Origin of the sequence: Psychrobacter halotolerans (assembly GCF_039680845.1) — a bacterium.
Lineage (GTDB): Bacteria > Pseudomonadota > Gammaproteobacteria > Pseudomonadales > Moraxellaceae > Psychrobacter.
This window is the reverse complement of sequence record NZ_JBDKWD010000002.1, coordinates 640703-654100: the sequence shown is the minus strand read 5'-3', so window position 1 is coordinate 654100 and position 13398 is coordinate 640703. Positions and strand designations below refer to the sequence as shown.

Annotated in this window: 10 protein-coding genes; all 10 read right to left on the bottom strand. The window is 43.2% G+C overall.

Annotation, left to right across the window (positions count from 1 at the left end; translation table 11 throughout):
• Nucleotides 1-164 precede the first annotated feature (164 nt).
• Nucleotides 165-959, bottom strand: a complete 795-nt coding sequence (gene rpsB, locus AAJP47_RS06390) for a 30S ribosomal protein S2 (protein ID WP_346717057.1) — start codon at nucleotides 957-959, stop codon at nucleotides 165-167.
• 487 nt (nucleotides 960-1446) lie between these two features.
• On the bottom strand, nucleotides 1447-2073 hold the full coding sequence (locus tag AAJP47_RS06385; RefSeq protein WP_346717056.1) for a LysE family translocator: 627 nt from the start codon (nucleotides 2071-2073) through the stop codon (nucleotides 1447-1449).
• 378 nt (nucleotides 2074-2451) lie between these two features.
• The gene (locus AAJP47_RS06380) at nucleotides 2452-2877 is read right to left on the bottom strand and encodes a chemotaxis protein CheX (RefSeq protein ID WP_346717116.1); all 426 of its coding nucleotides are present in this window, start codon (nucleotides 2875-2877) and stop codon (nucleotides 2452-2454) included.
• 62 nt (nucleotides 2878-2939) lie between these two features.
• Complete coding sequence (locus AAJP47_RS06375) at nucleotides 2940-3389, bottom strand: chemotaxis protein CheX (RefSeq protein WP_346717055.1); 450 nt, start codon at nucleotides 3387-3389, stop codon at nucleotides 2940-2942.
• A gap of 30 nt (nucleotides 3390-3419) precedes the next feature.
• Complete coding sequence (locus tag AAJP47_RS06370; protein ID WP_346717054.1) at nucleotides 3420-3782, bottom strand: response regulator; 363 nt, start codon at nucleotides 3780-3782, stop codon at nucleotides 3420-3422.
• 63 nt (nucleotides 3783-3845) lie between these two features.
• Entirely contained in the window at nucleotides 3846-6110 is a 2265-nt protein-coding gene (locus AAJP47_RS06365) for an ATP-binding protein (protein ID WP_346717053.1), read from the bottom strand.
• A 12-nt stretch (nucleotides 6111-6122) separates the two neighbouring features.
• On the bottom strand, nucleotides 6123-7004 hold the full coding sequence (locus AAJP47_RS06360; protein WP_346717052.1) for a transporter substrate-binding domain-containing protein: 882 nt from the start codon (nucleotides 7002-7004) through the stop codon (nucleotides 6123-6125).
• A gap of 382 nt (nucleotides 7005-7386) precedes the next feature.
• Entirely contained in the window at nucleotides 7387-8646 is a 1260-nt protein-coding gene (locus AAJP47_RS06355) for a multidrug effflux MFS transporter (RefSeq protein ID WP_346717051.1), read from the bottom strand.
• A gap of 242 nt (nucleotides 8647-8888) precedes the next feature.
• Nucleotides 8889-9701 carry a crotonase/enoyl-CoA hydratase family protein gene (locus AAJP47_RS06350; RefSeq protein WP_346717050.1) on the bottom strand — a complete coding sequence of 271 codons (813 nt, stop codon included), beginning with the start codon at nucleotides 9699-9701 and terminating at the stop codon, nucleotides 8889-8891.
• 171 nt (nucleotides 9702-9872) lie between these two features.
• Complete coding sequence (locus tag AAJP47_RS06345; RefSeq protein ID WP_346717049.1) at nucleotides 9873-13370, bottom strand: hybrid sensor histidine kinase/response regulator; 3498 nt, start codon at nucleotides 13368-13370, stop codon at nucleotides 9873-9875.
• Between the last annotated feature and the right edge of the window lie 28 nt (nucleotides 13371-13398).

Sequence of the window (13398 nt, the reverse complement as noted above, 5' to 3'; positions counted from 1 at the left end):
AATGCCCGTTTATTTACGAGCTGTCTATCAATAAGAAGGCATGACGAGTAATACTACATCATGCCTATTATAAGCTTACTTATACGCTGTTAATAACCTTGTATGAATTAAGACGGCCAAGCCATCAAGATATTCTTACAAGGTTAAAACCGTTAGGTCAGCCATTACTCTGCTGGAGTTGCCGCTTCTTCTGTTTCAGCTGGCGCTTCTTCAGTAGTAGGTGCTTGTTCTTGCTCAGCTTTACCACCAGCTTGAGTCTGTGCGTACTCTTTACCAGCGATGATCGCATCAGCCATAGAAGTTACATACAAAGACACAGCACGGATAGCATCATCGTTAGCTGGGATGATGTAATCAACGTTGTCTGGGCTTGAGTTTGTATCAACGATACCGATAACTGGGATACCCAAGTTCTTGGCTTCTTTGATAGCAATCGCTTCGTGATCAACGTCTACAACGAAGATTGCGTCAGGTAGGCCGCCCATGTCTTTGATACCGCCCAATGAACGCTCAAGTTTTTCCATATCACGAGTACGCTCTAACGCTTCACGCTTAGTTAGCTTAGCGAAAGTACCGTCTTCTGATTGCTTCTCAAGCTCTTTTAGACGGTTGATTGACTGGCGAAGAGTTTTCCAGTTAGTCAACATACCACCTAACCAGCGATGGTCAACGTATGGCATGCCAGCGCGAGTCGCTTGCTCACGAACGATACCGCTTGCAGCGCGCTTAGTACCAACAAACAATACTTTGTTTTTCTTAGCAGCTAGGCCGTTTACGTAAGTCAACGCTTCGTTAAACGCTTTTACAGTGTGCTCTAGGTTAATGATGTGAATCTTGTTACGGGCACCAAAGATATATGGACCCATTTTTGGGTTCCAAAAACGTGTTTGGTGACCAAAGTGAGCGCCAGCTTGTAATAAGTCGCGCATCTCGATTTTGGTTGGATTCTTTGTAGCCATGTGAAAATATCCTATTGGTTGGGTTATGCCTCCACATCACAAAAACTGCCTATCTGGTGACACGCATTTGCTAACGGTTAATGTTTATTAAAAACAACCTTTTGCAAATTAATCAAGTCACCAAACACCCAGCAATTTTTTGCCATGATGTGTGTGTCATTGGTTGGTTTAAAAAAAGCTATTGTCAGATATGAGCGAAAGGCTCGTATCCAGACGATAAATAAAACGATAAAAATAGCTGTGCCGTATTTTATCATACAATGGATTGAAACCTCCAGCAGTTTATCGCTCTAAAAACAGGCACATAGCCCTAAAACGTGAAGGCAGCAAATGATAAAAGGCGATACTCATCGTATCGCCTCTTTTGGTTCATCATCAATGCTTAGCTAACCAAGCTTCAAGCCATTTGACTGGCAAAAACCTGTCATCTTTTAGAGTGGCTTTATCTTTAGCTTAAGCAATACAAATACCGATTAAGACTTTACAATCAATTTGTGCCGTTTTTTGCTAATAACACTCCAGCACTAATCATTAAACCACCAGTAAGACGATCCCACCATTGACGCACTAAAGGTTTTCGCAAAACACCTGCGACTTGCTGCATTATTGCCACTACACCCCACCACCATACAACGCCGATTACTACATCCAGCACCCCTAGAACCAGTATCTGACGTACAGCATCAGCAGCAGGATTCATAAACTGTGGTAGAACACTAAGAAAAAATACAATAGCCTTGGGGTTCAGAAGATTGGTCAAAAACCCATTGACGAAAGCGCGACGGTAATTATTTGAAAAATCCTCTTTTTGAACCTCGTTTGAGGCTATCGGATGACGACTCTGCCGTAGCACATTTATACCCATCCAAACGAGGTAGGCTGCACCTAACCATCGTACTATATTAAAAAACTCAGCAGACTGCGCAGCAATGGCAGAAAGACCGACAGCAGCTATCAACATATGTATACATAAACCACTTTGAGCGCCGAGCGCTGCTATTAATCCAAGGCGCCTTTCCTGTACAGCGTACCGACTAACAAGTAGAAAGTCCGGTCCTGGGATTAGATAGGCCAGCAGGACAACAGCGATAAATCCGACAAATTCAATTTCCATTTAGTGCTCCAAATCTTCTAATCTTTGTTCAGCGTAGATTTTAGTAACAGGCGCCAAAAATATATGGACACACTTTTAAATTCTTTTTAGCTATATAATAATATTTTATTGACTAGGTTATGTATTCTCTTCATAAAGATCGACTACTTGGTAATACGTATTCAATAAAGGTTGATAATTATACTATCATCACCTCCTATCGATTGAAACCTCCAGCAGTTTATCGCTCTAGAAACAGGCGTCAGATAGCAGTGGCTAAAGCTATTAAACGACAAAAAGCGACACAGATTGTGCCGCTTTTTTGAGGTGTTATTTGGATTTAGACAGGGCGTACCAAATCCCTCAATAGCCAAACAACCAAGACTTAAAAACGCTACGTTAATTGATACAAATGCCTATCACTGCTTTATAACCACGCCACGTAAATGGCGTAATGTAGCTTTGACGATCTTTTGGTAAATAAGACACACTTGGTGCGCCCTCAACAATATGCGGCGGAGAAATAATAAATTCCGAGCCAAAATCAGTACGAGCATTACCAGAAATAGTGTTGGCCATCTCACCCAACAAATCTTTCATCATCGTGATTGAAGAATCAGGCTCTTCCATCACTTTTATAACCTCTCGCAACATGGCGCTAGGCGCGCTCACATAGACACAGCCTTCAAGCGGGCCTGATATTTTGATGATACCGCTATAGTCAAAACCAATAGCACTTTTATTATTACTCAAATAAGGGGTGTCAATAGACACTTCTGAGCCTTCAATCTGTGCAAAAAATGCGTTGATTGAACTCAAAAACACGCCCAATTTTTCTACTTTAACCATGATATATTAGTATCCATCTTTATTACGCGACAGGTTTGTTAATCCTGCAAACAAACCACAATTTCGCCAACTTGATCATGCCAAGTGATAGGAATGATAAAGGAGCGCTGATCGTTCGGCAATACAATACTTTGCGGTGAGCCTTTGAACACAAAGGGTACAGAGATATGAAACTCTGAACCAAATTCTTTACGCGCATTGCCCGCAATGGTATTGGCCACTTCACCCGCCAAATCTATGTAGTTCTCTTCACTCTTATCAGTTTCGCCCATTTTGTCTAAAATAAATGACAATAGCGCATGGGTTGCTGAAAAATACACCACCCCTTTTTGCTCACCAGAGATACCGATGACGCCAGTATAGTCATGAACTTTTGGCTGTTTGTTTTCCAATAAGTAGGGAGTATCAGCGATAAGCTCCTCTCCCCCAAACTGATTGAAATAATGACTAATAATACTTAAAAAAATCTGTAGCTTTTGTTCTTTCATAATGACATCTACTTAAATCGTTGAATAGTATTAGTCTTGCATCAGCTCATACAAAGACTCAACAAGCTCCTCTTCTGAGAAGGGTTTGCATAAAAACCCGCTGGCACCCAACGACAATGCTTCAATACCAGTGGCTTTATCAGACAAGGCTGAGACCACTAAAATACGGACGTCGGGATCAATAGCAATGAGTTTTTCAATACATTCAAGTCCATCCATTTGCGGCATGGTTAAGTCCATAGTAACCACATCAGGACGATGTATATTGAATTTCTCAATGGCTTGCACACCGCTGGTGGCCGTAGCAACCAACATGAACTTACCTGAGTCGTATGCGCGCTGAATACGATTTCTAATAATATTTGAGTCATCAACAATCATTAACTTATGCATAATTTATCTATTACCTTTAATGAAGTGCTTGTCGTCCTTGACAAATATACCTACGGTTTCTAATTAAGCTTTTGGTAACGTAATGACAAACCGTGTCATCTGACCCAGTTTACTATTTACATTAAGCTTGCCATTATAGTCTTTTACTTTTGCTTTAATGATATCGAGACCAACGCCGCGGCCGCCATCTTCATCTGTCTGCTCTTTAGTAGAAAAACCTGAAGAAAACAGATGTTTAAGCAGATCATTCTCACCAAGCTGATTTGCCTCTTCCGTACTAAAGCGACCTTCTTTGCTCAATTTTGTACGGATACTGTCATAGTTAATACCTTGACCATCGTCTTGTACCATCAGTACGATGTCTGACCCATTGTCTTTCACTTCTAAGTCAATGGTTCCAACCGCATTCTTATCAGTCGAATGACGAGTCTCTGGGGTTTCAATACCATGGACGACTGCATTACGTACTAACTGAATGCTAATCTCTTTGATTGGCTTAATAAGGTGATCAGGTATCTGCACTTGCGTCAACGACTCGCTCTTGAGCTGTACTTGCTTGCCCTGTCTTACGGCGATGTCTTTTGCAAAATCTTTATAAAAAGACAATTGCTCATCATTTGCATCACTATCCAAATCGATACTCTGACCAATATCAGTATCCATACCACCGATTGCATGGCTTGATGCTGCATTGTCAGTCATGATACTTTCTGAAGCACCCGTTTCTGAAAAGCCAGCTTCTACAACTTCAGTTTTTGCAACTTCGGTTTTTGCAACATTAGTATTCAATGCCGCTGACGCTTGCGCAGGCTTTGCACTTTTCGGTGCAACGCGGTTGATACGCTCACCCAAGGTCGAAATAGTATTTGATAAGCTTAGCAAGTCATCTAAGTGAACCGCCAACGGTAAGAAATCATTACCGGATAGCTGACCTTGGTTTTGTAATGTATGCAACTTGTCTTCTGCTTCTGATGCAATTTTGGTAAAGCTGTGCAGTTTTAGGGCAGAAGCTTCGCCTTTTAAGCTATGCATTTCACGGTAGATGGCTTTTAGCTTACCTTCAAGCTCGTATTGTGAGCTACCAGGGTTTTTCAAGATGTTGTTCATCTTTTCGATGTGCATCTGAGTATTGGCAATAAACTCGTTAATGATTTTCGGGTTTACATTCAAAATAGTGGTTAGCATCTCAATCTGCATGTCATTTTGCGAACGCTCTTTCTCTAAACGCTGCTCTAAATAAACCGCATCCGATACATCGTTCACGTTGACCAAAATACGGGCAATGTCTTTATTGTCATAAACGCGCGAGAACTTAAAGTCCAAGAAGCGATCATTCAATCCTTTGTTATCAGAAGTGTTGTGTAGCATGACTTTGTGCAATGGATTGAGAGAGTCCACCAGTTTTTCTTTGACGCGTGGATTATAGAGCTGCTCAATGAACTGCTGGGTGGTCTTTAGATCTTTATCAGAGATACGGCCACGTAGGACGTTGGTAAAGTTTTCTCCAGCCAAATTGTCCGCACCAATAATGTTGTTCAGTGCTCGAGAATGCTGTTGACCAATACGTAAGTCTTTATCAAGCAAGAATAGACCAGTATTGACCGTTTCCATAATTTCTTGCGTCTCACGACGAGCCGCTAGCGCCTCAGCATCCGTCTCACGCAGACGGCGTACAAAGAAGAATACGAAGATCAAGAAGTAGGCAAAGATTGCGGCAACCCCTAGCGCCTGAATAAGACGAATGGTGTCAGCTTCACGCTCTGCGGTGTTAAACACATCATTAGTCAAATTGTCTAACGAGTCGTTGATCAATAGACTTGATGTCTTTGCTTGCTCAACGGCTTGCGTCAAGTTATCTGCAGAAGGCACCATGATATTATCAGCATCTTTCAGATACGTCTGAATTTTAGGCTCTAACGCTTCCCATTGTTCGTTAGCAGCAGCGATATTTGCTTGGGCATCACTATCAATTCTTGGCAAAGTATAACTTCTGCCTTCGGTATCAGTAATCTCTCCACCTTGTTCAATCGCCGCGATAGAGCTGGTAATTGACGCGGTATTTTCCTCTAAACGAGTCAGTACGCGTTGGATGTGAGGAGAGTTGGTATCTTCACCATAGCTGGCATCTAAGTCAAAAAGATCTTTAATAACCGCTTGCGCGTCATTCGCCACTTTGTTGGTTTGGTCGATGAGAGCGGTGTTTCTTTCTAAAAGACTTGAGGTATAAAACGTAAACGCAAGCAAAGCACCAATCAATGTTAAAAATAGTGCAATTGAAATGATGAGACCTTGATAGCGCTTGTTGTCAATATTCGGTGTGGTTGCCATCTTCAGAATTCCTTAGTTCAATTGCTTAGTAGTAGTATCAGAAGCGCTCACATTAGCAGAGGTATCTCCACTGCCAAGCCAGCGATTTTCAATCTCTTTAAAAGTCCCTTTTGCTTTAAGCTTGGCAATACCTTCGTTGACAGTATTGATAAGTTGCGTGTTTTCTTTGGCCATCAATATGACTTGCTGCGCTGAAGGCGCATCTGCCGCTTCATAAGGTACAATCTTAACTTTATGTTCTGGATAGCCTTTTACAATATATTGTAAAACTGGCAGATCATATAAGAACACATCGGTATTGCCTTGCACCAAGTCCTGATACGCTAAGAATGCCGTCGGTGTTGAAACGAGCTCGACCGAATCGCCCATCTCTTTTAACGTATCTTCTTCTTTAGAGCCTTCCAGCGTACCAGCTCTTAAGCCTTTGATATCTTCCAAACCATTGATGTCAAACTTACCATCCAAATACATGATAGTCGCTGGGTTAAAGAAGTAAGGCGTTGACAGACCATATCTTACTGCCCGATCGTCTTTATAAGAAATACCAGAAATCGCTAAGTCACGTCGTCCTGACTCCACACTATCAAACATGTTTTGCCAAGTTTCTTTATAAAACTCGACTTTAAAGCCCTGCTCTTCACCAATGGCACGAATAGAATCGACATCGGTGCCTTGCATATTGCCATAATCGTCTTGGAACGAGAACGGTGGTAAATCACCAGTCATCGCAACCTTAACAACAGGCGCCGTATCAGGCAGTTTACTAACGAAAGTGTCTGTGTTTTCTGTTCCTTGTGTACCAGTTGCACTCGCATTTTCTTGAGTGGGTGAGTTACCGCAACCAAATAGGCCAACGCTCAACAAAATGGGTAACGCTCGATATAACTGCATCATAATCTATCCTTGAAGCTTAACGTTGTTGTACATATTGATAAATGACAATCTAGCAAGGTTAGGTAATATTTTAACAATATTATCTTACAGAAAGTTACGTAGATAATACTTATCTGTCTTTACGATTGCAATAATTATGTTGGGTTATCGTACAAAATTTACGCTATCTAGTCGTTTTTGCATACAATTTGTCTATATAAATTAAGATTTTCTAATTTATGGCTATTTAATAAATAATTTCATAAGGTTATAAGGTAGGAAGCTCAAAAAGTGATAGACACAAAAAAAGCATTCATACATCGAAAATGTATAAATGCTTTTAAAATTACACTATAAAGCTATTGGATTTTGGATTTTGGATTTTGGGTTTTGGATTTTGGGTTTAGCCTGCTTCATCAAGATTGAGATTGCGATCGATTTTCCAAACTAAAAAAGTACCAAGGCTCATCAGCGCAAACATAGCAATACCGACCTTAAGGACGGGGTTGACCGGAAACAGATTTAATAATAAACCGCCAAAAATACCCACAGAAAACATAAGCGAGCCTTGCAGCGCGCTTGCCATACCAGCGCGGCGTTTTTGGAAGGCCAATGCAATCGCAGAAGCGTTCGGCTGAGTCAAACCCAAACCTGCAATGCAGAAGAAAATACAAGCCAGTACCAGCGGCAGCCATGCGTCTGTACCCAAAAGCAAACCGATGACAAATAACACGCCAGCGGAGATAACCTGCATCATCGCACCAAAGCGTAGAATGCTTAAAATACGAAAGCGATTGGTGAGCCACTGGTTTAATTGGGTTAAGGCCACAAAGCCTGCCGCATTCATTCCAAACAGCCAACCAAAGTGAGTAGCTGATACACCGTAAGTATCCATAATCAACTCAGAGGCGGAGCTGATATAGACGAACATCGCCCCCATCAATAAACCACCGCCAATCGCTGGGTAATTGAAGGTAGGGTCTTTTAATAAATCCCAATACTGGCTCAATACTTCTTTGGCTGGACGTACATTGCGATTTTCTTCGGTTAAAGTTTCAAAAAAGAAAAACTTAGTCAGTAGTAAGTTAAGCCCCCCAAAGGCTGCCAAAAACCAGAAGATAGAGTGCCAGTTAAAAAACTGTAAAAATAACGCGCCAAGTGACGGTGCCAAGATGGGTGCTAAACCCATGACCAAAATCATGATAGAAAAGGCTTTGGCCGTTTGTTTGGCCGTTAAACGATCGCGAATGGCCGCGCGTGTTACCACCGCACCCACACAAGCACCAAGCGCTTGCAGCGTCCGTCCAACAAATAACACATATTCATTGTTCGTTGTGGCACAAATAACCGAGGCGATGACATATAACGTCATACCCATATATAAAGGCTTCACGCGACCAACACGATCACTAAATGGTCCATAAAACAGCTGCCCAAATACCAACCCTAAAAAGTAAGCGGGGACAGAGTTAGCCATAAAAGCGGTTGATACCCCAAAGTCATCTGCCATAGACGGTAATGCTGGCAGATACATATCAATAGACAATGGCCCTACTGCGACAATAAGTCCAAGCATCATAATCCATGCAACGGGCAAATCAGCAGAACGTACGCGCTCAGAGGCAATCGGTTTATTGGGTAGAGAAGATTTTGGAGCAGACATATTCAGACCATTTTCTATAGTGAGTATTTTATTCTTTACGCGTGCGGGATGGCTAACTTCGCTTTAATATTGAAACAACCACCCTCAATAATAGTGCATAGTTACATGTATCTGCGTAAGCGAACACTGTTATATTGTACTTTTCGCTTATATTTCAATAGCGGTATGATATGAACAAAACAAACCCGAGCAACAATAGGATCATGACATCGAAAACTTAATCCATTTCATTAAAAAGGTTATTAGTTAAATTGACGCTTGGCAAACGCGGTACTCGCTTGCTTGGCTTTTCTTAGCGCAAGCTTACGGTTATGTCCGAGCATCATTTTTAGCTGCCAGACTTTTTCTTTATATAAGGTCGTTGTTGGCTGCTGGTACATGGCGTTGATAATACGCTTGCTTGCCAGCACGGCATCAGGGGAGCGCTCTGCAAATTCGGCTGCTAGCGTTTGTGCGTGCTCAAGGGGCGTATCGCTACAGTGGCTGATCAAACCCAAGGTTTTCCCTTCCTCGGCATCAATGATACGCGCACTCATTGCCAGCTCTTTTAGCGTATCTGCTGGCACAACGCCAAAGGCAGATTGGGTCAATCCCATATCTGGCACCAGACCCCACTTAGCTTCCATGATGGACAGCTTACAATCAGAACGACTGATACGAATATCACAAGCCAGCGCCAGTTGTAATCCTGCACCAATACAATAGCCTTCTAAAACCGCAATAACAGGTACGGGTAATTCGCGCCACACAAGACAGACACGCTGAAAGGCGCTCTGCCATGGTTTTAGCAGCTCCCACATTGCAAATACTTTGTTTTTTGGATGATTTAAGTCACTGAGGTCGATACCAGCACAAAACGTCGCTTCTGCTCCTTTTAAGATAACCGCACGTATGGTTTTATCCTTGCCAATACGCCCTGCCAACACGATCATCTCATTTATGAGCTCAAAGCTCATGGCGTTTTTTTTGTGAGGACGATTTAGGGTAACCGTTAGTATTTGGTTGGTGATACTCACTTGTAATGTCTCATACTGATAAGCTGCAATCGCGTTCATAATCGTCCTTTTCAAAAATTAATATTCGTCCCGCTGTCTCGTTTTTATACTGAATTCACTATATCCATGAAGCAGACATAACCTTTTCTTAATAAAAAAAGCAAAGCCTTTTATCCGCCATTCAATGGGATACCTTGAGATAATAGGAAAAAGCGCTGCTAATAAGCTAGCTTATATCATCTTCCACGTCATGTCGTTTTCACTTAAACGGTGATAGTTCAGCTGAGGATAGGCTGACAGATCCAGCATTTGTAAGTTATTCAGAGCGCTCAGTAGCGCTACATAATAAGGCTCAAGCATAGCAAACTGAGCGGGTGTGGTATGTTGGATATTCAATAAACATTTATCTTCCAAGTCCTGACTGGCTTGACGCAATTGCGGTACGCCTGTGTATCGACTACCGCCCAAGATACGGTGGGCGATTTGCGCTAACATAGGACGATCGCGCGCCTCCCATGCTTGGGTTAGGGCCTGTTTTTCATCATTGATGGTATCGATCATCATAATGATCAATTTGGCCGCCAGATCTGGCTTGTTCGCTGAGCGCGTGAGCGCATCTTGCCAATCTAAAATAGCTAACGGCTTGCCGTCTGAGTCTTGTTTATTTTGCTCATAAGGTGCTGACTCTATATTTACTGCGTTCTCATTGCGGGGGCTGTCAGCTCTATCATTTGCAACCCTATTATTTGTAACCTTGTCATTTGCTGGATATAGTAAGGGCATTTCTTCTTGATTTTGCAAACGAAAGTTTTCGTAACGCGGCTGGGTGACACGCGGTGTTTCTCGTCTATAATCCTCACGCGGCTGACTGTCACGCAAATAATCATCTCGAATTTTTTTGAGCGACAAAGGACGAGTGATTTTTCGCGGGTTCACTGTGTCAGACATATCATCCCTACCACTTTGCTCACCTTTAACGATAGGATAGGCCATGATGGTGGAGTCTGACGGCCACGACGAATATTCTTCAGTGTTTTCATTTGGCGCATAGCCGCTTTGTACATCTGTAAACGGCGTCTCTTCTTCTTGCAAGTTCGCACTTTGTAGCGTCGTATCTGGCAATGCCGTTAACTGCGGCGTGGTCGTTGTGCGCCCAAGCCATTTTTGCAATACTTGTAGCAATTGTGGCTGGCTAATGGGCTTACCCACATAGTCGTTAATGCCGCTTGCGATAAGCTTGTCCCGTTCATCAGCCAATCCATGCGCGGTCAAGGCGATAATAGGAATACGGCTGTCTTCATTTTCGATATTGCGAATCTGTCTTGCGGCTTCATGCCCTGACATACGCGGCATCTGAATGTCCATAAATATTAAGTCAATGCTGCCTTTATCGTGCACAGCGCCTTTGTCTTCAGTACCCACCTCTTCGGTATAAAGCCCATTGTTTGACTTTTTGCCAACCTCACGGCGTGCCTCTGCTTTGGAGCGCTGCGTTTTATTCGATAGACTTTGTTTGTCACCTTTGGCCGTTTTGAGCGTTTTGGTTTGTTGCTTACTGATAATCTCGATGGCATCAAAACCGCTACTTGCGGTAATAACTTGAATACCAAGCTCACTTAGTAAGGCGTCTAGTACCAACAGGTTTGGCAGATGATCGTCGACCGCCAGCACTGTTACTCCTTTCCAGCGCGGTTCTTGCAGACTCTTTGGCATACTGCGATTTTGCGTATCAAGCATGGCATAGAGCTGTCTTTTATCCAAAGGCTCATACAAGACATTGGCATGATAGCGGTTTAACAAGGCTTGGTCAGCCGCCACTTGATAGCCAAATACCGCAAGCTTACCTTGATAATGCAGACGAATTTGCTTGAGAAGCGCCATCATATCGTCTTGGGTATCGTCGTCAACGATCACCCAATCCCAATAATTGCCGCGCTCTTTTAGAGACTCAAGAACACCCGGTAAAGAGTTGGCTTGCGTCAATTTAATCGGTAAGTATTGCAAACTGGCCTTGAGCACTTGGATAGAGGCGGTATGATTGATCCATACCAATACATTAAACTCATCGGTGTCACTTGCCAGCGGCGCTAATACGGGCAGCTCAATCGTCTGACCTGTGGCCGCTTCCAACACATCCACATGCGCTGGCATGCGGAACCAAAACGTCGCCCCTTGATTGGCAATATTTTCTTGAGCATTGTCATGAAAACCAATGTCACCGCCCATCAATCGGGTCAATTGCTTGGAGATGACCAGTCCCAATCCTGTGCCGCCATACTGACGCGTGATGGATGGATCGCCCTGACTAAAGCTTTGGAACAGCATTTTTTGATCAGCAAGTGAGATGCCTTTACCACTGTCTTGCACGCTAATCATCAGATAATTGTCACGGTGATCATCCAAACTGACGCGCACCACTACATCGCCGCTGTCGGTGAACTTAATCGCATTGCCGACGATGTTGGTCAGTACTTGCTTGAGGCGTAGCGCATCGCCATTGATACGCATCGGTACATCGTTATAAAACAGCACCGCCATACGCAGGCCTTTTTCTGCGGCCACCGGTGAGAGCATATCAACCACATCATAAATAGTGTCATAAAGATCAAACTCATGACGATCAAGTACCAATTTCCCCGCTTCAATTTTCGAAAAATCGAGAACATCATTCACAAGTGCCAGCAGGTGAGCTGAGGATTTGCGTATGGTCTGTACATACAAGTCTTGTTCGGGGTTCAATTCACCATGGCGCGCCAGCAGATTGATAAAGCCATCGATACTGTTTAAAGGGGTGCGTAGCTCGTGACTGATATTCGCCAAAAATGCTGACTTGGCTTGGCTGGTTGAGATAGCCGCATCACGCGCGTTACGAATAGAAATGTTTTGCATTTCCATCTCATCAAAAGCGAGCCGCAAATCATCCTCGGTTTGCTCGGCATGGTCTTTTAGATCTTGAAAACTTCTGTGCAGGCGGCGCAATGTTTTGACAAGGTCTTGCTGCAATAAGTTGAGCTCACCGTCCGACTCCACGGGAATAGGCTGGTACAGATTATCGACATCGGTACGTTGTAGCTGCAAACGTAGCTCATAAATGGGCGCTATCCAGCGTTTTGAGTAGATATTTAAGCTTAGTAATAAGATTAAAATAGTAAATAAACCAGTAATCACCAGCGCCATGGCAATACGATAGCGGGCAATATAGAGCGGCTCATTGTCCATATCCACCAACAACCACAGCCGTTGCCCTTCAAACTCTCCTAATAAACGTCCATAAGCCGTTCCGATAGGCGTGGGTTTTTGTGATAACGACATCTCTTTTACATTTATGTCTAGGGGTGGCCACTCTTCATTCAGTCCGTAGCCCACTGCCATGAGCACTTGATTGTTCTCATCGATAATGGCGATACGCTGTACATGTTGCTCAGACTGTATGCGGCCAAGCTTATCTCGAATACCTTCAAGCTCCATCGCCGTCTTATCGGTATTGGCGTCGCTATCATCTTGCTGACCTGCTTGCTCTAATAGTTCAGGAATCAGCTCAGCAATGGCTGGGGTATGACGAATCAACACCGCTTCAGCCAATACTTCTTGTTCGGTATTGCTGGCACGCGTGGTTTCATAGAAGACCAAAATACCGCCCACGGCCGCCAACACACAGATTGGTAAAAAAACCAATATAATGAGCTGTCCATACGCGCTACTGGTATCAAAACGTTTTTTGTATGCCATGCAATCTCTACTCTCTACTGGGTTTTTT